Source organism: Enterobacter sp. MGH 38 (assembly GCF_000492855.1).
GTDB classification, from domain to species: domain Bacteria; phylum Pseudomonadota; class Gammaproteobacteria; order Enterobacterales; family Enterobacteriaceae; genus Enterobacter; species Enterobacter hormaechei_C.
This window is the reverse complement of sequence record NZ_KI535607.1, coordinates 673,666-695,165: the sequence shown is the minus strand read 5'-3', so window position 1 is coordinate 695,165 and position 21,500 is coordinate 673,666. Positions and strand designations below refer to the sequence as shown.

The 21,500-nt window shown below is 52.3% G+C and carries 22 protein-coding genes; 16 read left to right on the top strand and 6 right to left on the bottom strand.

Annotation, left to right across the window (positions count from 1 at the left end; all coding sequences use genetic code 11):
• Window positions 1-32 precede the first annotated feature (32 nt).
• A complete protein-coding gene (gene aaeR, locus L384_RS17595) occupies window positions 33-959 on the bottom strand; it encodes an HTH-type transcriptional activator AaeR (protein ID WP_003860415.1) in 927 nt (308 codons plus the stop codon).
• A gap of 179 nt (window positions 960-1,138) precedes the next feature.
• Between aaeR and aaeX the strand changes: the two genes are divergently transcribed.
• The 5 genes from aaeX (at window position 1,139) to L384_RS17620 (ending at window position 6,114) form a co-directional block, all read left to right on the top strand.
• Window positions 1,139-1,342 (top strand): p-hydroxybenzoic acid efflux pump operon protein AaeX, encoded by a 204-nt coding sequence (gene aaeX / locus L384_RS17600; RefSeq protein WP_003860416.1) that lies wholly within the window; start codon window positions 1,139-1,141, stop codon window positions 1,340-1,342.
• A 7-nt stretch (window positions 1,343-1,349) separates the two neighbouring features.
• Complete coding sequence (gene aaeA / locus L384_RS17605; RefSeq protein ID WP_003860417.1) at window positions 1,350-2,282, top strand: p-hydroxybenzoic acid efflux pump subunit AaeA; 933 nt, start codon at window positions 1,350-1,352, stop codon at window positions 2,280-2,282.
• Window positions 2,283-2,287: 5 nt separating this feature from the next.
• A complete protein-coding gene (gene aaeB / locus L384_RS17610; RefSeq protein WP_003860418.1) occupies window positions 2,288-4,255 on the top strand; it encodes a p-hydroxybenzoic acid efflux pump subunit AaeB in 1,968 nt (655 codons plus the stop codon).
• Window positions 4,256-4,341: 86 nt separating this feature from the next.
• Entirely contained in the window at window positions 4,342-5,796 is a 1,455-nt protein-coding gene (locus L384_RS17615; RefSeq protein ID WP_003860422.1) for an NAD-dependent succinate-semialdehyde dehydrogenase, read from the top strand.
• A 45-nt stretch (window positions 5,797-5,841) separates the two neighbouring features.
• Window positions 5,842-6,114 carry a barstar family protein gene (locus L384_RS17620; RefSeq protein WP_003860424.1) on the top strand — a complete coding sequence of 91 codons (273 nt, stop codon included), beginning with the start codon at window positions 5,842-5,844 and terminating at the stop codon, window positions 6,112-6,114.
• A 59-nt stretch (window positions 6,115-6,173) separates the two neighbouring features.
• Here the strand turns inward: L384_RS17620 and yhcN are convergent, their stop codons facing one another.
• A complete protein-coding gene (gene yhcN, locus L384_RS17625; RefSeq protein WP_023323802.1) occupies window positions 6,174-6,437 on the bottom strand; it encodes a peroxide/acid stress response protein YhcN in 264 nt (87 codons plus the stop codon).
• Window positions 6,438-6,815: 378 nt separating this feature from the next.
• The gene (argR, locus tag L384_RS17630) at window positions 6,816-7,286 is read right to left on the bottom strand and encodes a transcriptional regulator ArgR (RefSeq protein ID WP_003860428.1); all 471 of its coding nucleotides are present in this window, start codon (window positions 7,284-7,286) and stop codon (window positions 6,816-6,818) included.
• 397 nt (window positions 7,287-7,683) lie between these two features.
• Here argR and mdh point away from each other — a divergent pair, with 397 nt between their 5' ends.
• Complete coding sequence (gene mdh, locus L384_RS17635; RefSeq protein WP_003860429.1) at window positions 7,684-8,622, top strand: malate dehydrogenase; 939 nt, start codon at window positions 7,684-7,686, stop codon at window positions 8,620-8,622.
• Between the two features lie 51 nt (window positions 8,623-8,673).
• Here the strand turns inward: mdh and degS are convergent, their stop codons facing one another.
• The 3 genes from degS to zapG form a co-directional block, all read right to left on the bottom strand.
• A complete protein-coding gene (gene degS / locus L384_RS17640; RefSeq protein WP_003860430.1) occupies window positions 8,674-9,741 on the bottom strand; it encodes an outer membrane-stress sensor serine endopeptidase DegS in 1,068 nt (355 codons plus the stop codon).
• 92 nt (window positions 9,742-9,833) lie between these two features.
• Window positions 9,834-11,201, bottom strand: coding sequence for a serine endoprotease DegQ (degQ, locus tag L384_RS17645; protein WP_006812158.1), 1,368 nt, complete (start codon window positions 11,199-11,201; stop codon window positions 9,834-9,836).
• A 170-nt stretch (window positions 11,202-11,371) separates the two neighbouring features.
• Window positions 11,372-11,770 carry a Z-ring associated protein ZapG gene (zapG, locus tag L384_RS17650; RefSeq protein ID WP_003860432.1) on the bottom strand — a complete coding sequence of 133 codons (399 nt, stop codon included), beginning with the start codon at window positions 11,768-11,770 and terminating at the stop codon, window positions 11,372-11,374.
• Window positions 11,771-11,959: 189 nt separating this feature from the next.
• Between zapG and zapE the strand changes: the two genes are divergently transcribed.
• The 10 genes from zapE (at window position 11,960) to L384_RS17700 (ending at window position 21,373) form a co-directional block, all read left to right on the top strand.
• The gene (gene zapE, locus L384_RS17655; RefSeq protein WP_022651925.1) at window positions 11,960-13,084 is read left to right on the top strand and encodes a cell division protein ZapE; all 1,125 of its coding nucleotides are present in this window, start codon (window positions 11,960-11,962) and stop codon (window positions 13,082-13,084) included.
• Window positions 13,085-13,376: 292 nt separating this feature from the next.
• A complete protein-coding gene (gene rplM, locus L384_RS17660; RefSeq protein ID WP_003860434.1) occupies window positions 13,377-13,805 on the top strand; it encodes a 50S ribosomal protein L13 in 429 nt (142 codons plus the stop codon).
• Window positions 13,806-13,820: 15 nt separating this feature from the next.
• Entirely contained in the window at window positions 13,821-14,213 is a 393-nt protein-coding gene (gene rpsI / locus L384_RS17665) for a 30S ribosomal protein S9 (protein ID WP_003860436.1), read from the top strand.
• 307 nt (window positions 14,214-14,520) lie between these two features.
• On the top strand, window positions 14,521-15,159 hold the full coding sequence (gene sspA / locus L384_RS17670) for a stringent starvation protein SspA (protein ID WP_003860438.1): 639 nt from the start codon (window positions 14,521-14,523) through the stop codon (window positions 15,157-15,159).
• A gap of 5 nt (window positions 15,160-15,164) precedes the next feature.
• The gene (gene sspB, locus L384_RS17675) at window positions 15,165-15,662 is read left to right on the top strand and encodes a ClpXP protease specificity-enhancing factor (protein WP_003860440.1); all 498 of its coding nucleotides are present in this window, start codon (window positions 15,165-15,167) and stop codon (window positions 15,660-15,662) included.
• Window positions 15,663-16,033: 371 nt separating this feature from the next.
• Entirely contained in the window at window positions 16,034-16,711 is a 678-nt protein-coding gene (locus L384_RS17680; protein WP_023323800.1) for a DUF1120 domain-containing protein, read from the top strand.
• Between the two features lie 128 nt (window positions 16,712-16,839).
• Window positions 16,840-17,544 (top strand): fimbria/pilus chaperone family protein, encoded by a 705-nt coding sequence (locus L384_RS17685; protein ID WP_023323799.1) that lies wholly within the window; start codon window positions 16,840-16,842, stop codon window positions 17,542-17,544.
• Between the two features lie 14 nt (window positions 17,545-17,558).
• Complete coding sequence (locus L384_RS17690; RefSeq protein WP_023323798.1) at window positions 17,559-19,976, top strand: fimbrial biogenesis outer membrane usher protein; 2,418 nt, start codon at window positions 17,559-17,561, stop codon at window positions 19,974-19,976.
• A complete protein-coding gene (locus L384_RS17695) occupies window positions 19,973-20,539 on the top strand; it encodes a DUF1120 domain-containing protein (protein WP_023323797.1) in 567 nt (188 codons plus the stop codon). Before L384_RS17690 ends, L384_RS17695 begins: the two co-directional genes overlap by 4 nt.
• A 168-nt stretch (window positions 20,540-20,707) precedes the next feature.
• Entirely contained in the window at window positions 20,708-21,373 is a 666-nt protein-coding gene (locus tag L384_RS17700) for a DUF1120 domain-containing protein (RefSeq protein ID WP_023323796.1), read from the top strand.
• Window positions 21,374-21,500: the final 127 nt, after the last annotated feature.

The window sequence follows — 21,500 nt, the reverse complement described above, 5'->3', positions numbered from 1 at the left end:
AACCCTCTCCCCAACGGGGAGAGGGGAAAAGCCTACTCTTTCCTTCTGCCCCGCATGCCCTGAAACAGCTCCGCCACTTCCACAAAATAGTCCGTCAGATAGTTAATACAGACCTGCACCTTCAGCGGCAGCTTGTCCTTTTCCGTATAGAGCGCGTACACCGGACGCGGATCGGACTGGTAGCGCGGGAAGAGGATCTCCAGCACGCCGCTGTTGATCTCGTTGATCACCCACATCAGCGGTACGTAGGCGATCCCGGCCCCGGCCACCAGCCAGCGTGAGATGGTCATCGGATCGTTGGTGACGAAGCGGCCTTCAGGCAGCAGTTTAGTGGAAAGCCCTTCCGGCGCGATCAGTTCAAATTCGTTATCTGGCCGAACGCTGTATTCCAGCCACGAGTGGTTGCTCAGATCGGCAGGTTTCTCCGGCACGCCATACTGTGCCAGGTAGCTTTTCGAAGCGCAGACCACCATCGGCATGCTGCCCAGTCGACGCGAGAACAGGCTAGAGTCCTGCAACGCGCCAACGCGGATCACCACGTCTAACCCATCGGCAATCAGGTCCGGTGCCGGAATGCCCGTAACCAGATTAACGGTTAAACCGGGATACTCTTTCAGCATTTCCGCCGTCATGGCAGCGAGAACATTTTGTGCCATAGTTGAAGAACACCCGATACGCAGCGTGCCGATAGGCGTGTTGTTAAAGGCATAGAGTTGCTCGTGAACGTCCTGCACTTCATGCAGCATTCGACGGCAGCCCTGATAGTAAATTTTACCCGCTTCCGTCAGCCCGATGCTGCGGGTGCTGCGGTTGAGCAGCTTCACCTGAAGCTCATCTTCCAGTTTTGACACTGTCTGGCTAATGGATGAGACGCTCATTTGTAGCTGACGTGCTGCGGCGGTAAAAGAGCCTTGCTCAACCACTTTCGCAAAGACGGACATGCGTTTTAGACGTTCCATTATTCACTCTGGCTTAAAAGTGATTTAGATCACATATGATAGATAACAGCATAACAGTTACGTTAATATATTATTAATTACATAACGGCTGCGCCACTCTCGCCCGGCAATTCTTGCTCTCCTGCGGCGGCGCGAGCTTAAAAATCCAGTAACCTGCACTCTCTTTAATCAAGGTCAACATGAGTCTGTTTCCCGTTATCGTGGTGTTCGGTTTGTCGTTCCCACCGATATTTTTCGAGCTTCTTTTATCACTGGCGATCTTCTGGCTGGTGCGCAAGGTGCTGGTCCCTACCGGGATTTATGATTTCGTCTGGCATCCTGCATTGTTCAATACCGCGCTGTATTGCTGCCTGTTCTATTTAATATCGCGCATGTTTGTCTGAGGTTGATGTGAAAACGCTAACAAGAAAAATCTCCCGCACTGCCATCACTATGGCGCTGGTCATCCTGGCGTTCATCGCTATTTTTCGCGCCTGGGTTTATTACACCGAATCCCCGTGGACGCGCGATGCGCGTTTCAGCGCGGAGGTGGTCGCGATAGCGCCCGATGTCGCCGGTCTCATTACGGCAGTCAACGTCCACGATAACCAACTGGTGAAAAAAGATCAGGTGCTGTTCACCATCGACCAGCCGCGCTATCAAAAAGCGCTGGAAGAAGCGGAAGCCGACGTGGCGTATTACAACGCGCTGGCCTCTGAAAAACGCCGTGAAGCAGGACGCCGTAACAAGCTGGGCATCCAGGCCATGTCCCGGGAAGAGATTGACCAGTCCAATAACGTGCTGCAAACCGTGCTGCATCAGCTGGCAAAAGCGCAGGCGACGCGCGATCTGGCGAAGCTCGATCTGGAACGTACCGTTATCCGCGCCCCGTCCGATGGCTGGGTGACCAACCTCAATGTCTATGCGGGCGAGTTTATCACGCGCGGCTCTACGGCCGTGGCGCTGGTGAAACAGAACTCTTTCTACGTCCTCGCCTATATGGAAGAGACCAAGCTGGAAGGCGTGCGTCCGGGCTATCGCGCCGAAATCACGCCGCTCGGCAGCAACCGGGTCCTGAAGGGAACCGTGGACAGCGTGGCCGCGGGGGTGACCAACTCCAGCAGTACCAATGATTCAAAAGGGATGGCGACCGTCGATTCTAACCTCGAGTGGGTTCGTCTGGCGCAGCGCGTACCGGTACGCATTCGTCTGGATGAGCAGCAGAGCAACCTCTGGCCCGCAGGCACCACGGCGACGGTGGTGATCACGGGTGAAAAAGACCGTGATGCCAGCCAGGATTCGATCTTCCGTCAAATCGCCCATCGCCTGCGCGAGTTTGGTTGATCGCTATGGGCATTTTTTCCATCGCCAGCCAGCACATCCGCTTCGCCGTGAAGCTGGCATGCGCCATTGTGCTGGCGCTGTTTGTTGGCTTCCATTTCCAGCTTGAAACGCCGCGCTGGGCCGTTCTGACCGCCGCGATCGTCGCCGCCGGTCCTGCCTTCGCGGCGGGTGGCGAACCTTACTCCGGGGCAATTCGCTATCGCGGGATGCTGCGTATTATCGGCACCTTTATCGGCTGTATCGCCGCCCTGACCATTATCATCCTGATGATCCGCACGCCGCTGCTGATGCTGATTGTATGCTGTATCTGGGCGGGTTTTTGCACCTGGGTCTCTTCGCTGGTGAAGGTGGAGAACTCGTACGCCTGGGGTCTGGCGGGATATACCGCGCTGATTATTATCATCACCATTCAGAGTGAACCGCTGCTTGCTCCGCAGTTCGCCGTGGAACGTTGCAGCGAGATTGTCATTGGTATCGTCTGCGCGATTGTCGCAGACCTGCTCTTCTCTCCGCGATCCATCAAGCAGGAAGTCGATCGTGAGCTGGACGCGCTGATTGTTGCTCAGTACCAGCTCATGCAGCTGTGCATTAAGCACGGCGACAGCGAAGAGGTCGACAAGGCCTGGAGTGCGCTGGTGCGCCGCACGCAGGCGCTGGAAGGGATGCGCAGTAACCTCAATATGGAGTCTTCCCGCTGGGAGCGGGCCAACCGTCGTCTGAAAGCGATCAATACCGTCTCGTTAACGCTGATCACCCAGGCGTGTGAAACCTACCTGATTCAGAACACCCGCCCCGAAGTGGTAACGGATACTTTCCGCGAACTGTTTGATGAGCCTGTGGAGACGGTGCAGGACGTGCATCGACAGCTTAAACGCATGCGTCGTGTGATTGCGTGGACAGGAGAACGGGATACGCCAGTCACCATTTATACCTGGGTAGGCGCCGCAACGCGCTACCTGCTCCTGAAACGCGGCGTGATTAGCAACACCAAAATCAGTGCGGCGGAAGAAGAGGTGTTACAGGGCGAAGTGGTGATCAAACCTGAATCCGCCGAGCGCCATCATGCGATGGTTAACTTCTGGCGTACCACCCTGGCCTGTATACTCGGCACGCTGTTCTGGCTGTGGACCGGCTGGACGTCTGGCAGCGGCGCGATGGTGATGATTGCCGTCGTCACCGCGCTGGCGATGCGTCTGCCCAACCCGCGCATGGTCGCGATCGATTTTCTGTACGGCACCATTGCGGCGTTACCCATTGGCGCGCTCTACTTCCTGGTGATTATTCCCTCGACGCAGCAAAGCATGCTTTTGCTCTGCATCAGCCTGGCGGTGATGGCGTTCTTTATCGGGATTGAGGTACAAAAACGCCGTCTGGGATCGTTAGGCGCACTGGCGAGTACGATTAACATCATCGTGCTGGATAACCCGATGACCTTCCATTTCAGTCAGTTCCTGGATAGCGCACTAGGTCAGCTGGTGGGCTGTTTCCTGGCAATGATGGTGATCCTGCTGGTGCGGGATAACTCTCAGGCGCGGACAGGGCGCGTGCTGCTGAATCAGTTTGTATCGGCCGCCGTATCGTCCTTGACCACCAACACCGCGCGGCGCAAGGAGAACCACCTGCCGGCGCTCTATCAGCAGCTGTTCCTGTTGCTAAATAAATTCCCGGGCGATGTCGCCCGCTTCCGCCTGGCGTTAACCATGATTATCGCGCACCAGCGTCTGCGGAACGCGCCAGTGCCGATCAACGACGATTTGTCCGCCTTCCACCGCCAGCTACGGCGCACGGCGGACCATGTGATATCGGCATCCAGTGATGACAAACGTCGCCGCTACTTTAAGCAACTGCTGGAGGAGCTGGATATCTACCAGGAGAAACTGCGGATCTGGGAAGCGCCGCCGCAGGTTACCGAGCCGGTAGAGCGGCTGGTGTTTATGCTGCACCGCTACCAGAATGCGCTGACAGACAGCTAACGAAGAGAAAACCGACGCCAAAAGCGTCGGTTTTTTTGTGGCTATACTTATTCTTGCAGGTTCAAACATTCAGGAAGGGAGGACACATGACAACCCAGGCTCTTCAGGACAGTATTCTTTTTCAGACCGGGTATCTGGTCAACGGTATCTGGAAAACACTCGACACCACGTTTGATGTGCTAAACCCGGCCACGGGCGAGGTCATTGCGAAAGTGGCGAAAGCAGGAAAAGCCGAAACCGAAGAGGCCATTGTGGCCGCGACGAAGGCCTTTCCCGCATGGCGCGCAAAAACGGCAAAAGAGCGTTCCGCGATCCTCTATCGCTGGTATGAACTGATTATCGAGAACAAAAGCTGGCTCGGGCGGCTGATGACTACCGAGCAGGGCAAGCCGCTGAAAGAGGCTGAAGGTGAGGTGGACTACGCTGCCAGCTTCATTCAGTGGTTTGCCGAGCAGGCCAAGCGCGCCAACGGTGAAATCATTCCTCCGGTTAAACCTGGCTCCCGTATTCTGGCCACTCGTGAACCTGTCGGGGTGGTTGCTGCTATCACGCCATGGAATTTCCCGATGGCTATGCTCACCCGTAAGCTCGGCCCGGCGCTGGCAGCAGGATGTACCGGCGTGATCAAACCTGCAAACAACACGCCGCTGAGCGCCTTTGCGCTGCTGACGCTGGCGAAGCAGGCCGGTGTGCCGGATGGTGTGCTGAATGCGGTCGCGGGGAGCACCTCAGAAATTAGCGACGCCATTATGGCCAGCCATGACGTGCGCAAAATCTCGTTTACGGGTTCAACCGCCGTCGGGAAAACGCTGGTTCGCAATTCCGCAGAGACCATGAAAAAGGTATCGATGGAGCTGGGCGGTAATGCGCCGTATATCGTTTTCGAGGACGCGGATATTGATGCCGCCGTCAAAGGCGCGATCGCCAATAAGTTCCGTAACGCCGGGCAGGTCTGCGTCAGCGTAAACCGTTTCTATATTCAGGAGACGGTCTATGACAAGTTCGTCAATCAACTTGCCGATGCGGTGAAGGCGCTGAAGGTGGGTAACGGTCTGGACGAGGGCGTCGTTGTCGGCCCGCTGATTGAGCCTTCGGCTGTCGAGAAAGTGCGTGAGCACGTCGAAGATGCGGTAGCGAAGGGCGCCACGGTGCTGGCTGGGGGTAAACCGCACGAACTTGGCGGCAACTTCTGGATGCCAACCGTACTCGGTGACTGCCATGAAGGCATGAAGCTGGCAGAAGAGGAGACCTTTGGTCCCGTAGCCGCCTGCTTCCGCTTCACGTCGGAAGACGAAGTGGTTATGCGCGCTAACAATACGCCTTACGGGCTGGCGGCCTACTTTTATACCCAGAATCTTTCGCGCGTGTTCCGCGTCTCACAGGCCATTGAGAGCGGCATGATCGGAATTAATGAATGTGCGGTCTCGACCGAACTGGGTCCGTTTGGGGGCGTAAAAGAGTCCGGGCTGGGCCGCGAGGGGTCCGTGCTGGGGCTGGAGGAGTTTCTGGAAGTTAAAACCCTGCATATCGGGGGATTATAATAGACAGGGCGGCATTTGCCGCCCGCCTGTACCGGGTGGCTGGCAATGAAAATTTATACCTTTGATTTTGACGAAATTGAGAGTCAGGAAGACTTCTATCGCGAGTTTATTCGGGCGTTCGACCTGGAGCGGGGCAGCGTAAGCAATCTTGATATGCTGTGGGATGTGGTTACCGGCGACAGGCTGCCGTTACCGCTGGAAATCGAATTTACCCATCTGCCTGAAAAACTGCGCAGACGCTTTGGCGCATTGATTTTATTGTTTGATGAAGCGGAGGAGGAGCTGGAAGGGCAACTGCGTTTCAACGTGCGCCAGTGATAAAAAAGCCCCTGACCGGGAGGTCAGGGGCAAGTCGTATGATGAGATACGACGAGGGTTTATTTGTACAGTTCTGCGGTAGCGTGCCAGTGGTCGCCACTGCGCGCTTCGATGATGCGATAAGATGACGCACCCTGTTCTTCCGCTTTTTTGTTCAGCATTTCGTGCATGTCCATCGGAGACGTACCGATGGCACCAACAGAAACAGTCCCGATAGCCTGACGGGATTGTGCCTGTTCGGCATTAATGGTGTCGGCTGCAAACGCACCGAATGACAGGACTGACAGTACGCTCAGGGTAGCTACAGTGGTTTTAATTATCATGATTATTTACCTCGTCAATTATTTTACTGGGGTCTTTGTTCTGTGACCCTCATCACAAAATCAAGTATACACTAATCACGCAAAAAATTAATACCAGACTAATTGTTTCGCCTGTTATTACGTGTTAAAAAAATCATTTTTTATAACGCGAATGCATAAAAAGGAGCGCCACAATGCGAGGTTTATGGTTTTTTCTTGTCTAAATCAAAGGGATAGATCAATTTGATTTTTTGTGCGGTTTTGCGGCAGATCATTCACTGAATGAATGTTAACAGGCGGTAAAAAGCACTATTTGCAAAAACAGCAGGCAGAGAAAAGCAGGGTAAAACGCGGAAGCAGCAGAATGATCCCCGCAGTCAGGCGCTACGGGGCAGACAATTACAGCTCCTGTTCGAACAGGACCAGAATCGCTTCGTAGAGGTCTTTCACCGAGAAACCATTTGCCGGGGTGGTAAAAATGGTGTCATCACCGGCGATGGTTCCGAGGATCCCCTCTGCTTTACCCAGCGAGTCCAGCAGGCGGGCAATCAGCTGGGCTGCGCCCGGGCTGGTGTGGATCACGACCACGGCATCGTTATAGTCGATGTCCAGAACCAGGTTTTTCAGCGGGCTGGAGGTCGTTGGCACGCCAAGTTCAGCAGGCAGGCAATAAACCATTTCCATTTTGGCGTTGCGCGTACGCACCGCTCCAAACTTGGTTAACATGCGAGAGACCTTCGACTGGTTGATGTTGTCGAAGCCTTGTTCCTGCAACGCCTGAACAATTTCTCCCTGAGAACTGAATTTCTCTTCTTTGAGTAGCGCTTTAAACGCCTTCACTAATTCTTCTTGCTTAGACGAGCTTCGCATAAGTCACCCGGAATATGACGATAGAAACAACATTATTATGCATGTGGATGAATTTTTATGCAAATTATCTACCTGACGCCAGGCTGAAATAATGTTATGAAAGGGAGAGATTTTATCAGATTTCGTTATCGGAAAACATGCCTGGGTCACGCCGCGCAAATAACCTTAAAAGTAAATTAAATGTTATCAAAATGATGTTGTTTTGGTGGCGTGGCAGGGTGTATTGTAACCCCCTCTTAATTCGTTGTTGCCTACAGCCCGATAGTATTCAGGTGAAGGTGAAAGACGTGCGACCTCAAATTCTTTAGCGATGAAAATTGTAATTAATGACGTGCTGAATTATGGTCGCCGCAACGGAGTTACAGATACTTAAGTTAACCATAATAAGGAGTTTAGGATGAAAGTCGCAGTCCTCGGCGCTGCTGGTGGTATCGGCCAGGCGCTTGCCCTACTACTGAAAACCCAACTGCCTTCAGGCTCAGAACTCTCCCTGTACGATATTGCTCCGGTAACCCCAGGTGTGGCGGTTGACCTGAGCCACATCCCGACAGCTGTGAAAATCAAAGGCTTCTCCGGTGAAGATGCGCGTCCTGCGTTGCAGGGTGCCGACGTGGTGCTGATCTCCGCGGGTGTTGCACGTAAACCGGGTATGGATCGTTCAGACCTGTTCAACGTCAACGCGGGCATCGTGAAAAACCTGGTTCAGCAGATCGCTGAAACCTGCCCGAAAGCGTGCATCGGTATCATCACCAACCCGGTGAACACCACCGTTGCCATCGCAGCAGAAGTACTGAAGAAAGCAGGCGTTTACGACAAGAACAAACTGTTCGGCGTAACTACGCTGGATATCATCCGCTCCAACACCTTCGTGGCTGAGCTGAAAGGCAAGCAGCCAACGGAAGTGGAAGTGCCGGTTATCGGCGGTCACTCTGGCGTGACCATCCTGCCTCTGCTGTCGCAGATCCCGGGCGTGAGCTTCACCGAGCAGGAAGTGGCTGACCTGACTAAACGCATTCAGAACGCAGGCACCGAAGTGGTGGAAGCGAAGGCGGGTGGCGGTTCTGCAACCCTGTCTATGGGGCAGGCGGCGGCACGTTTCGGCCTGTCTCTGGTTCGCGCGTTGCAGGGCGAAAAAGGCGTTGTTGAATGCGCCTATGTTGAAGGCGACGGTGAACACGCGCGCTTCTTCTCTCAGCCGCTGCTGCTGGGTAAAAACGGTGTTGAAGAGCGTAAGTCTATCGGCACGCTGAGCGCGTTTGAGCAAAACGCGATGGAAGGCATGCTGGATACGCTGAAGAAAGACATCACGCTGGGCGAAGAGTTCGTTAACAAGTGATCTTGTCCCGGTAAAAAAAACGGAGCGCTAAGCTCCGTTTTTTTATGCCCGTCAGTTAGTGGCCGGGTATTCCTGGATGGTGACCTGGATCGTCAGCTTCTTGTCATTACGCATGACTTCAACAGGGATGATGGAGCCCGGGCGAATCTCAGCCACCTGGTCCATGGTTTCCAGCGCAGAGACCGCTGGCGTACCGTTGACGGAAAGGATAACGTCGTTCACCTGGATACCTGCATTGGCCGCCGGGCCGCCAGGCGCCACTTCGTTGACCACAATCCCCTGGATCTGATCGATACCACCGCCCTGCGTATGCATCGGTGCGATTTCACGCCCACCAATACCGATGTAGCCACGGATCACGCGGCCATCGCGGATCAGCTTGTCCATGATCTTGGTCGCCAGCTGGAATGGAATGGCAAAGCCAATCCCTTCCGGCGTTTCGCCGTCGTTGCTCTTGTCGAAGGAGAGGGTGTTAATGCCCATCAGTTCGCCCAGAGAGTTCACCAGCGCACCGCCGGAGTTACCGTGGTTGATAGAGGCATCGGTTTGCAGGAAGTTCTGCCGCCCTGACGGGTTCAGGCCGATTCGACCGGTCGCGCTGATGATCCCCTGAGTGATGGTCTGGCCCAGGTTGTACGGGTTACCGATCGCCAGTACCACATCGCCGATATGCGGCGTTCGTTTGCGATTAATCGGGATAGTCGGCAGACCGCCGGTGGCGTTGATCTTCAGCACCGCCAGATCGGTCAGGCTGTCCGACCCCACCAGCAGGGCTTCAAACACGCGGCCATCCTGCAAGGCGACGATAATCTGGTCGGCATCGTTAATGACGTGTTTATTGGTGATGATGTAGCCCCGGTCATCCATGATCACACCGGAACCGAGCGTGCGGATCTCCAGCTGGTTATGAGCAGAACTGTTAAGCCCGCGGTTATAGACGTTAACCACGGCGGGGGCGGCACGGCGTACCGCCTGATTGTACGTCGCAGGCGTTTCATCCGTGCTGTCGAACTGAGGAGCCGACAGTTTGTTGAACTGGCGTAAAGATGGCATAGCCACCAGCAGCAGACCGGCAACGATCAAACCAATGACAATTGAACGAAAGAGCTTTAAAAGCATGATGCGTGTGTCGTTAAAAAAGGAACGGTTTGCAGCATAACATGAGTTATCCGGACATCACACGCAGCGGCGATGCCCGGAGTCGCAAATGGTTAACGCAGTAAAATGTAGAGGGTATCGTTGCCACGGATAATTTGCAGGGCAATGACCGCCGGTTTACTCTCCAGCACCTTACGCATTTCGGCAATAGACTGCACGCGAGTACGGTTCACGCCCACGATCACGTCGTCCTGATGCAAACCTGCCTGCGCGGCCGGGCTGCTCTTCTCAACGGTAGTGACAGAAATGCCTTTCGTGCCGTTTTTAAGCTGACCATCGCTCAGCGTAGCGCCCTGTAGAGCCGGGGAGATCTGTTCTGCGCTGGCGGAAGAGGAGGTGCTCTTGTCCAGCGTCACTTCCACGGTCAGCGGTTTGCCCTCGCGGATCAGGCCCAGCTTCACTTTAGCGCCAGGCTCCGTGGTGGCAATACGCGAACGTAATTCAGCGAAGCTGCTCAGCGGTTTATCGTTCAGGCTGACAATAACGTCACCGGATTTCACGCCCGCTTTCGCAGAGCCTGAGTTGGGCAACACTTCGCTGACAAACGCCCCGCGCTGGACGTTGAGCTTAAAGGCTTTGGCGATATCGGCGCTCATCTCCATGCCTTTGATGCCCAGCAGACCGCGCTTAACCTCGCCAAACTGAATCAGCTGTTGAGACAGAGTTTTCGCCATGTTGCTCGGAATGGCAAAACCAATCCCGATGCTGCCGCCGCCTGGCGCGAGGATAGCGGTGTTGATGCCGATCAGCTCACCGTTCAGATTAAGCAGCGCACCGCCGGAGTTGCCCCGGTTGATGGAGGCATCGGTCTGGATGAAATTTTCCAGGCCTTCGAGATTCAGGCCGCTGCGCCCCAGGGCGGAGACAATTCCGGAGGTGGCGGTCTGGCCTAAGCCGAACGGGTTACCGACCGCGACAGCAAAATCACCGACGCGCAGCTTATCGGAATCAGCAATGGCGATCTGGGTCAGGTTGCTGGGGTTTTGTACCTGTAGCAGGGCGATATCACTCTGATCGTCACCGCCGATCAGTTTGGCGTCAAACTCCCGGCCATCGTTCAGCTGAACGCTGATTTTATCGGCCTGGCTGATCACGTGGTTATTGGTCAGGATATAGCCCTTAGCCGCGTCGATAATCACCCCTGAGCCCAGACCTTCAAACGGCTGAGCCTGCTGATCCGGCGCGTCTTCGCCAAAATATTTCTTCAGCTCTTCGGGAATACGCTGGCTTTGGCGTGCCGTCCCTTCCACCTGAACGCTGACTACCGCAGGCAGGACTTTTTCAAGCATCGGCGCAAGGCTGGGAATGGCTTCTTGTCCAGGCACCTGCGAAGGCAGTGCCGCACTGGCGGGGAAGGACGCCGAGAGAGATAACCCGACACTTAACGCTAAGGCGCTCAACAGCTGGTTTTTTTTCTTCATCGATGCTGACTCTCGTATCCTGGAATGAAAAAGAACGGCCCCAAAAACATCTTGATGTTATTGAATTTTCAACCGCTGAACAATGAGGTGTTTGACTAAATAATAGCTGGGGACGGGAAGAAAGGACGGGCGCATAAGGTGCGCCCGTAAAATTTATTCAGGTTGTGCGATTAATCGCGTTTTACGCCACCGCGCAGCAGGCCGGACGCGCCGTCTGAATAGTCGCGTGGCATCTGAACCGGTGCCTGATCGTTACCGGCTTCAGAATCAGCCAGACGATTGCGGAAGGGGTTGGTCTCCGCGGTCATTTCCGGCAGCAGGCTGCTGGAGCTTTTCGCCATGTGCTGGTAGAGCTGGCGATAATCTGTCGCCATGTTGTCCAGCAGCTCAGCGCTACGGGCAAAGTGGCTGACCAGCTCTTCGCGATATTCTTCCAGTTCGGCTTTGTTCTTTTCCAGTTCGTATTGCAGTGACTGCTGCTGACGCAATTTGCGGTTACCGAAACGCATGGCCACAGCACCAATGATGATGCCGACGACTAAACCGATTAGCGCATATTCCCAGGTCATGAACTTCTCCCGTTGTCTTGTTGTTCCGTAGGGTGTTGGCTCGGCTCCTGCCTGTGCCTGATTATGCCACTATAACCGCTATTTCCGCAGAAGTGGAATCCTGACGTATCATCGCGTAGTGTAGAACGGCCTTTTTTTCATCAGCCACGCGCGCTGGTGAGGTTTAACTAAAGGAATAACAACAACATCATGCAAAACCTGTCCCCTTCATCGCGTTACCAACTGGCCCTGAGCGAGGGCACACACCAGCCGGATGATGTCCAGCGTGAAGCGGTTAACCGCCTGGACACGATTTATCAGGAAATTCTGGCGAAACCCGCCGATGCGGTGCAGAGCAGTGGGCTGAAGGCGGCATTCGGCCGTTTACTGGGCAAAAAAGAGCCCACGGTAAACGCACCGGTTCGTGGATTATATATGTGGGGTGGCGTTGGGCGGGGTAAGACCTGGCTGATGGACATGTTCTACCAGAGCCTGCCCGGCACGCGTAAGCAGCGTCTGCACTTTCACCGTTTTATGCTGCGGGTCCATGAAGAGCTGACGGCGCTCCAGGGCGAAACCGACCCGCTGGAGATTGTGGCCGATCGTTTCAAGGCGGAAACGGACGTGCTCTGCTTCGACGAGTTCTTTGTTTCCGATATTACGGATGCCATGCTGCTGGGGGGCCTCATGAAAGCGCTGTTTGCGCGTGGGATCACCCTGGTGGCGACCTCAAATATCCCGCCGGATGAGCTTTATCGCAATGGTCTTCAGCGGGCGCGTTTCCTGCCAGCCATAGATGCCATTAAGCAGCACTGCGACATCATGAATGTCGATGCCGGCGTCGATTATCGTCTGCGCACATTAACGCAGGCGCACCTGTGGCTTTCACCGCTGAACGCCGACACAGCCAGCGAGATGGATAAACTGTGGCTGGCGCTGGCAGGGGCGCCGCGGGATAAGGCGCCAGCGCTGGAGATTAATCATCGCCCGTTGTCGACGCTTGGCGTAGAGAACCAGACGCTGGCCGTCTCGTTTGCAACGCTCTGCGTGGACGCCCGCAGCCAGCATGACTACATTGCGCTTTCACGTCTGTTCCATACCGTTATGTTGTGGGATGTACCCGTTATGACCCCACTCATGGAGAGCGAAGCGCGCCGCTTCATCGCGCTGGTAGATGAGTTTTACGAGCGCCACGTTAAGCTGGTGGTCAGCGCCGAGGTGCCTTTATATGAGATCTATCAGGGCGAGCGCCTGAAGTTTGAGTTCCAGCGCTGCCTGTCGCGCCTGCAAGAGATGCAGAGCGAAGAGTACCTCAAGCGTGAGCATATGCCGTAATAAATGCTCCCCTCTCCCCGTGGGAGAGGGGCTGGGGGTGAGGGCACCAGACCGCACAGTACGCAACCCCGAAAAACCCATTCCAAATCACATTTAAGGGTCGATCTTTGACCTCAACTTCTCTATAATCTTGCGACCCCACGTTACGAGAAGGTTTTTTTCCCGAAACTTTCTATGTGTCGGCATGTGCTATTCGAAGGGGTAGGTTTGCCGGACTTTGTCGTGTGAACCTCAACTGACTAAACGTTTGGGTGTTCACCAACGTGTAACTTATTATTTGGGTAAGCTTTTAATGAAAACTTTTACAGCTAAACCAGAAACCGTACAGCGCGACTGGTATGTTGTTGACGCGACCGGTAAAACTCTGGGCCGTCTGGCTACTGAACTGGCTCGTCGCCTGCGCGGTAAGCATAAAGCGGAATACACTCCGCACGTTGATACCGGTGATTACATCATCGTTCTGAACGCTGACAAAGTTGCTGTTACCGGCAACAAGCGTACTGACAAAATGTACTACCACCACACCGGCCACATCGGTGGTATCAAAGAAGCGACCTTTGAAGAGATGATTGCCCGCCGTCCTGAGCGTGTGATTGAAATCGCGGTTAAAGGCATGCTGCCAAAAGGCCCGCTGGGTCGTGCTATGTTCCGTAAACTGAAAGTTTACGCAGGCAACGAGCACAACCACGCGGCACAGCAACCGCAAGTTCTTGACATCTAATCGGGATTATAGGCAATGGCTGAAAATCAATACTACGGCACTGGTCGCCGCAAAAGTTCCGCAGCTCGCGTTTTCATCAAACCGGGCAGTGGTAAAATCGTAATCAACCAGCGTTCTCTGGAACAGTACTTCGGTCGCGAAACTGCCCGCATGGTAGTTCGCCAGCCGCTGGAACTGGTTGATATGGTAGAAAAACTGGATCTGTACATCACCGTTAAAGGTGGTGGTATCTCCGGTCAGGCAGGTGCGATCCGTCACGGTATCACCCGCGCTCTGATGGAGTACGACGAATCCCTGCGTTCTGAACTGCGTAAAGCTGGCTTCGTTACTCGTGACGCGCGTCAGGTTGAACGTAAGAAAGTGGGTCTGCGTAAAGCACGTCGTCGTCCACAGTTCTCCAAACGTTAATCCATTCTGCTTACGCAGAACGATTGGCGAAAAACCCGCTTCGGCGGGTTTTTTTATGGATAATACGCAGGTTATCCACAGTAACATTTCATATATCTTCTCTTTTTCCACATTTCCGGAATCCCCTCACCACAAAGCCATCAAAATCTGGTAAACTATCATCCAATTTTCTGCCCAAATATCGGTGAATACTCGATTTTTGTTCGATTCTTGAACAATGTGTCTTCTCTGGGATGGGCGATACATCATCTGGCTGGCCCCGTTGGGCTGGTAGCAGTAAAAATTCTGAATATACCTGGAGGTTTTCATGGCTGTCGCTGCCAACAAACGTTCGGTAATGACGCTGTTTTCTGGTCCTACTGACATTTATAGCCATCAGGTTCGTATCGTGCTGGCCGAGAAGGGTGTCAGTTTTGAGATCGAGCATGTGGAAAAGGATAACCCGCCTCAGGATCTGATCGATCTCAACCCGAGCCAAAGCGTACCGACGCTGGTGGATCGCGAGCTGACCCTGTGGGAATCCCGTATCATTATGGAATACCTGGATGAGCGTTTCCCGCATCCGCCGCTGATGCCTGTTTATCCTGTTGCGCGTGGTGAAAGCCGCCTGTACATGCAGCGTATCGAGAAAGACTGGTACTCGCTGATGAACGTTATTGTCAACGGTTCCTCTTCTGAAGCGGATGCTGCACGTAAACAGCTGCGTGAAGAGCTGCTGGCGATTGCGCCGGTATTTGGTCAAAAGCCTTTCTTCCTGAGCGACGAGTTCAGCCTGGTAGATTGCTACCTGGCTCCGCTGCTGTGGCGTCTGCCAACCCTGGGCGTAGAGTTCAGCGGTCCTGGCGCGAAAGAGCTGAAAGGCTACATGACTCGCGTCTTTGAACGCGACTCTTTCCTGGCATCCTTAACTGAACCGGAACGTGAAATGCGTCTCGGCCGAGGCTAATGACTGTGGAAATGTCACAACTTTCACCACGCCGTCCGTATCTGCTGCGCGCCTTCTATGAATGGCTGCTGGATAACCAGCTCACGCCGCACCTGGTTGTGGATGTGACGTTGCCGGGCGTGCTGGTTCCAATGGAATACGCGCGCGACGGACAGATTGTACTGAATATTGCGCCACGCGCAGTGGGTAACCTGGAGCTGGCGAACGACGAAGTGCGCTTTAATGCGCGCTTCGGCGGCGTGCCGCGTCAGGTTTCCGTGCCGCTGGCAGCTGTGCTGGCTATCTACGCCCGTGAAAACGGTGCGGGCACAATGTTTGAGCCGGAAGCAGCTTATGATGAAGAGGTTGCGAGCCTGAACGATGAAGAGGGCGGCGTTGGGACCGAGAGCGAAACGGTGATGTCTGTGATTGATGGTGATAAGCCCGATCGCGAAGATGATAACGATCCTGATGACGATCCGCCGCCGCGCGGAGGACGTCCGGCATTACGCGTTGTAAAATAACGCTAACTCAATTTTAATCTTAACGGTCAGGTTTATGCCTGGCCGTTTTTTTTTGGAGAAAATTATATATTTTTTAAATTGATCGAAAAATAAGAATATGAGACTGCATTTTTCGTTTTTTTTTATCTCGAGAAGAATGGTTACAATAATAAACGCAATGAATAATTTAAGCGGGTAGCCTTGCGTAATACCCGATTTAATAATTCATGATTATTATATCAGAGAAACTAAAAGTATAAATTAAATTTGCTAAATTGCATATATTTATAAAAATAATATTATAAAGTTCCCCAGTGACAGCTCATATTGCAAAAATAGTTTTGTACCTGATGGAAACCTATTTTTAATTATCATATGTTAAGGATTAACGAATGAAAAAAGTTCTTATTGCCACCGCACTGTCTCTTTGCGTCGCTTCCGCATTTGCTGCTGATACCGCAGTATTGCAGGTAAAAGGTAAGCTGACAAATGCTGCCTGTACTCCAGAATTAAGTAAAGGTGGCGTAGTAGATTACGGTACTATTCACCTTGGTTCATTGTCTGCCAGCGCAGTAAACCAGTTAGGTCAGAATAATATCGATCTAACCATCACTTGTTCTGCTGCGACGAAAGTTTCGTGGACTATGGTTGACGATCGTGCAGAGACGAATGCGGGTTTAACCGTTAATAACGCAATGTTTACCGGTGCAAGCCTATCCAATTCTAGTCAGACCTACGGTGTAGGTAAAACAACGGGCGGCGTGAACATCGGCAGCTATGCAATGTTTGTTAAGGTTGATAGCGTAACCGCTGACGGGGCGACAGTTGATCCTATTTACACTCAGAATGGGGATACCTCCAAGTGGACCACGAGCACGAATGGTTCTAGTCAGGCTCAAAACATCCGTGAGTTTACTGTTGCAAAATCTGGCGAAAAAGTTCCATTGGCATTCCTGAGTGCAACATTCCCGCTGGTGACATCACTGGCTATTCAGGATACTACCACGCTGGCCATTACCGACGATACCACACTTGATGGTCAGCTGACTATCAGCCTGAAATATTTATAATATTTTAAAAGTTATAATATTTTAAAATCGGTATATTAATTAAAAAGGGAATAAACATATCTTGTTTATTCCTTTCTAACTACACGTGAACATGGAATGTTGTGTTGTGGATTAAAGGAGTGATAATTATGTCTTGTTTAAAGAAAACCTTACTGAAGTCCGTTATTGCTGCCGCTCTGTTTTCAGCTCAATTCTCGACGTATGCAGCAGGAATGGTTCCTGAAACCAGTTTACTGGTAATTGATGAGGCAACGCACAGCGGTACGATCAACGTTAAAAATACGGACAGCTTTCCGGCTCTGTTATATACCAATGTCCTTGATTTACCGGACGATCAGGGTTTAAAACTGATTTCCACCCAACCGGTGGTACGTCTGGAGCCTGGCCAGACCCAGCAGCTTCGTTTTATTTTACAAAATAAAGAACCGCTGGAGGCTGAGCACTATAAACGTGTGACGTTCGAGGGTATTCCGCCGAAAAGCGATAACAAGAACATTAAGATCGGATTTAATCTTCGTCAGGATTTGCCTGTGCTTATCCGTCCGGCGAAACTGGCGGTTGTTACCGATGCATGGAAGTACCTGGAATGGAACGCAACGGGTACAACGCTTACGGTGAAAAACCCCAGCAAATACGTTGTGCGTCTGGCACAAAACGTTATGACTCAGCCATCTGGCACCGCAGGCACGCTGCCTAAAACGTATATTTTACCAGGCCAAAGTATGACCGCAACGCTGAAGAAAACGGTGAGCGGCGATAATAAAGTGAAATTTTTCCCGGCCAGTCGCTACGGTGTGGAAGTACCGAGCTTTGTTTCAGAATTAAATAAATAACACTCAATAGGGATATGACGGTGTGTAAAAAAAGCCGCCTTGCACTTTGTGTCCGCGCTATTCTTTGCGGCACATTACCTCTGGTAGTCCTCGCGTCACCCTCTTTGTATGCGAGGGAAGTGACGTTTGATACGGGCATTATTCAGTCACGTGGATTAAGCCCCGATTTAAACCATTACTTTGCACAAGCGCCACGATTCTTACCCGGCACACACTCTGTACAGGTTAAAGTGAATGGGAAAGATCGCGGTACGGCCGCTGCACGTTTTAATGAAGACGGCGAGCTCTGTATTGATAAAGATTTTCTGGATTTTGCCGGGATTATGCCTGTCCCGCTCAAGGCTGGCGAAGCGTGCCATGATATCCGCAGCGATTATGCGCAGGCGGTTGTCAACGCATTACCAAACCAGGACGCGGTAGAGCTTTATTTACCCCAGGAGGCAATTAACAGTTTAACCTCCAATATTAAACACTTTCAGCAAGGTGGCACGGCGGGGTTACTGAACTACTCATTATTCAGTACCCGTAACGAATATGGCGACAGCGATAACAGCCGCTATTCGCAGGCTAGCCTGGAGGCTGGCTTTAATACGATGGACTGGTCTGTGCGCAGCCGCTATATCCTGACGGATGATGATGGCGATAAAAATGCGGAAAGCATTTACACCTACGCGGAGCATGTATTTGTTCCCCAGCGCCTGACCATGCAGGTGGGTGAAATTAACGCCATGTCCGGTGTATTAAGCGGCGTGCCGATTACGGGGGTGCAGCTCATGCCCACCAACGGCCTGGAAAGGGACGGGACTGGCGTAAGCGTATCGGGTATCGCCCGTTCCTCGCAGGCGCGCGTTGAGGTGCGCCAGAGTGGTCGTCTCGTCTACAGTACGTTAGTGCCGGCGGGTCCGTTTACCCTGGACGATGTGCCAGTTGTCAGAAATAACGTCGATCTCGACGTGACTGTCGTGGAATCAGATGGCTCTTCAAGCCACTTCATTGTGCCTGCTTCCGCAGTCAGAACCCGCAAGCTGGGGCGTCCGCAGGGATTGACCATGTCTGTGGGCCAGGTACGGAGTATTGACAGCGATTATAGCGATCCGCTGGTCGTGAACGTCTCTGACGGCTGGCGTATCACACCATGGATGAACGTACTGGCATCCGGCGCAGTGGCAGAAAAGTATCAGGCTGCGGGCGGCAGCGCGGAGTTTATGCTCTCTGATATATGGGGCATCACGACTACCGCTGCGGCAAGTAAAGAGCAGTTTGGCGACAGTAATAGCGGGCTCAAAACCGAGCTGCAAAGCGATTTAACGCTGGGTGAACACGTGAGCCTTTCCGCCAGCGCAACGCATTTTAGCAGCGGTTACCGCGAGCTTGCCGATGCGCTGGATGATGAATTTCAGCCTAATGATAATACTTACAGCGGCAACGTAAGTTTTGCGACAGGAATTGCGGGTACGTTTAGCGCAGGGTTTAACTACAACCAGAGCGCTAACTACGAGGACAGCCGCTACCTGCTGCTGTCGTGGGGTAAAACCTTTAAATATGCCAGTATCACCGTGAACTGGCAGAGCGCCGTCGGAAATACTGATGACGAGCAGGATGACGATATGCTCTACGTCAACCTGAGCATTCCACTCGGCGGCTCGCAAAGCCTGAGCAGCTATATGCGCAAGCAGGGTGACAGAACCACCTATGGTGTCGCGAACAGCGGCGCCATTGGCGATAACACCAATTATTATATCTCTGCGGATCGTGATAACGATGACAATGAGAATAGCTTTAACGGCAATATCAACACTAACCTGCACTATACCCAGTTGAGCGTTGGTGGGGGCAGCAGCGGTAGTAACCAGCGCAACTATAGCGCAACGCTGACGGGCGGTATTGCAATGCATAAAGATGGCGTGACCTTCTCGCCGTACGCTATTAAAGATACGTTCGCCATCGCTAAGCTGAACGAGCCGAAGAGTGGCGTAGAGATTTCAACGCCGCAGGGCACCATCTGGACCGACCATTGGGGACAGGCTGTGGTACCGGGGCTGAATGAGTGGCGTAACTCCCGTATTGAAATTGATGCCAATAAACTTCCGCCAAGCATGACGCTGGCGAACGGCATTAAATACGTTGCGGCAGGGCATGCTTCCGTCAGTGAAGTCAGCTTTAAAATTCTGAATAGCCGTCGCGTGATGCTGCGGGTGAAGAGAGCGGATGGTACACCGCTGGCGAAGGGGTTATCCATTGTTGATGAGAAGGGCAATTATATCGTCACCAGCGTGGATGACGGCCATGTGTTTATCAATGATGCCGATCAGCTGAAAGGGCTGTATGCCATGGATGACAATAACAATCGGCTTTGTCAGATTCACTATACCTTAAGTGATAAAAAAGATGACGAAGCGTTCTATGAGGAAGTAAACGGAGTATGCCAATGAAGACTCAGCGCGTAATCAAAGTAGCGACGTTTCTGGCGTTTTGTTTACCCGGTTTGACGCTTGCCGAAGATTGTCAGATCACGCTTTCTCAGCCCATAGTAGATTATAAACAGCTCAAGCGTGACGATATTGTTACGTCTCAGCAAAGCTGGCATAAATTGCCGGAACGGGAAGTTACCGTGAATGTGTTTTGTCCAGACAAACAGAAGCTGGCAGTGCTTTTACAGGGTAATGCTGGAGAGAAAGGTCGCTTCCGTTTTGGTCAGAATGGCGGTGTCGCAGTTAAAATTGATGATATGAATGTTGATGGCAAAAGCTATACCGTGGGTAAAACGGTTGATCAGCTTAACTTTACGCCGGAAAGCGGGTCGCCTTCGCCATTCTATTTAAGAAATAATGAAGCCGTCGTCGCGGTTGAAAATAACCAGGCCGTTACGGGCCAGCAGATGACATTTACAGCTACGATATTCCCTGTGCTTAATGAAAGTGCATTCAGTAATAATGCCGATCAAACAACGCTGGAAAGCGATTTAAGCTGGAAAATATTGCAAAATAATCCATAGGCAATGTGGTGATGATATCGTAATAACGTTATCTTTAAGCGTTGCAGGATTGTTTTATCACGAATGGTACGCCATTCAATTAGTAAGTGCGGAATATACAACCCATTCTTTACATGAATAAAAGATTGGGTTGGGTTTCCGTGAATCAATAATGTTAAGGATTAACAAATGAAAAAAGTTCTTCTCGCTACCGCGTTGTCTCTTTGTGTCGCTTCCGCATTTGCTGCTGATACCGCAGTATTGCAGGTAAAAGGTAAGCTGACAAATGCCGCTTGTACTCCTCAGTTAAGTAACGGCGGTGTCGTAGATTATGGCACTATCCATTTGGGTGAGCTCTCTGCAACAGCTGTTAACCAGTTAGGTGACAAAGATATTAACCTGACGATTACATGCGGTGCGCCTACTCAGGTTGGTTGGGTTGTGAATGACGATCGCGAGTCAAGTAAGGCTGGTATTAATGTCGATTTCAACGGCACAATGCAAAACATTTCTTACTATCAGTATGGCGTAGGTAAAACCACAGGTGGTGTGAATATTGGTAACTATATGCTTTTCATCAAAAATAAGAAAGTCACCATTGATGGGCAAGAGGGCGACGAAATTTTTTCAAACGTCGACTGGAATGGCTCTAAATGGGAATCAGGCGGTGCGGTTCGCAGCGACGGTATCTCCATTATCAGTGCCGCAACCACAGGCACAACGACCCCTGTTGCATTTACCACTGCGGTTTTCCCACTGGTTACCTCTCTGGCTATTCAGGGGACCGATACGCTGGCGATTACTGACGATACATCTTTAGATGGTCAGGCAACAATTACCCTGAAATACCTTTAAGTTATTTGGGTATTAATATCCCGCTCTGTCGTTGTGTAAGGCTATATTAGCATTTACGCTTACATCGGATTATTTAGGTTTGAATATGTAGAGGGAGTAACTTCCCTCTTTGTTTAGAAAATTCTGT

Coding starts and splice junctions, on each gene's coding strand:
- zapG (WP_003860432.1), bottom strand. CDS start 11,770: ATGACCTGGGAATATGCGCTAATCGGTTTAGTCGTCGGCATCATCATT.
- aaeR (WP_003860415.1), bottom strand. CDS start 959: ATGGAACGTCTAAAACGCATGTCCGTCTTTGCGAAAGTGGTTGAGCAA.
- rpsI (WP_003860436.1), top strand. CDS start 13,821: ATGGCTGAAAATCAATACTACGGCACTGGTCGCCGCAAAAGTTCCGCA.
- sspA (WP_003860438.1), top strand. CDS start 14,521: ATGGCTGTCGCTGCCAACAAACGTTCGGTAATGACGCTGTTTTCTGGT.
- degQ (WP_006812158.1), bottom strand. CDS start 11,201: ATGAAGAAAAAAAACCAGCTGTTGAGCGCCTTAGCGTTAAGTGTCGGG.
- L384_RS17615 (WP_003860422.1), top strand. CDS start 4,342: ATGACAACCCAGGCTCTTCAGGACAGTATTCTTTTTCAGACCGGGTAT.
- degS (WP_003860430.1), bottom strand. CDS start 9,741: ATGCTTTTAAAGCTCTTTCGTTCAATTGTCATTGGTTTGATCGTTGCC.
- L384_RS17685 (WP_023323799.1), top strand. CDS start 16,840: ATGTCTTGTTTAAAGAAAACCTTACTGAAGTCCGTTATTGCTGCCGCT.
- L384_RS17695 (WP_023323797.1), top strand. CDS start 19,973: ATGAAGACTCAGCGCGTAATCAAAGTAGCGACGTTTCTGGCGTTTTGT.
- yhcN (WP_023323802.1), bottom strand. CDS start 6,437: ATGATAATTAAAACCACTGTAGCTACCCTGAGCGTACTGTCAGTCCTG.
- L384_RS17690 (WP_023323798.1), top strand. CDS start 17,559: ATGACGGTGTGTAAAAAAAGCCGCCTTGCACTTTGTGTCCGCGCTATT.
- L384_RS17620 (WP_003860424.1), top strand. CDS start 5,842: ATGAAAATTTATACCTTTGATTTTGACGAAATTGAGAGTCAGGAAGAC.
- aaeB (WP_003860418.1), top strand. CDS start 2,288: ATGGGCATTTTTTCCATCGCCAGCCAGCACATCCGCTTCGCCGTGAAG.
- L384_RS17700 (WP_023323796.1), top strand. CDS start 20,708: ATGAAAAAAGTTCTTCTCGCTACCGCGTTGTCTCTTTGTGTCGCTTCC.
- aaeX (WP_003860416.1), top strand. CDS start 1,139: ATGAGTCTGTTTCCCGTTATCGTGGTGTTCGGTTTGTCGTTCCCACCG.
- zapE (WP_022651925.1), top strand. CDS start 11,960: ATGCAAAACCTGTCCCCTTCATCGCGTTACCAACTGGCCCTGAGCGAG.
- mdh (WP_003860429.1), top strand. CDS start 7,684: ATGAAAGTCGCAGTCCTCGGCGCTGCTGGTGGTATCGGCCAGGCGCTT.
- L384_RS17680 (WP_023323800.1), top strand. CDS start 16,034: ATGAAAAAAGTTCTTATTGCCACCGCACTGTCTCTTTGCGTCGCTTCC.
- argR (WP_003860428.1), bottom strand. CDS start 7,286: ATGCGAAGCTCGTCTAAGCAAGAAGAATTAGTGAAGGCGTTTAAAGCG.
- rplM (WP_003860434.1), top strand. CDS start 13,377: ATGAAAACTTTTACAGCTAAACCAGAAACCGTACAGCGCGACTGGTAT.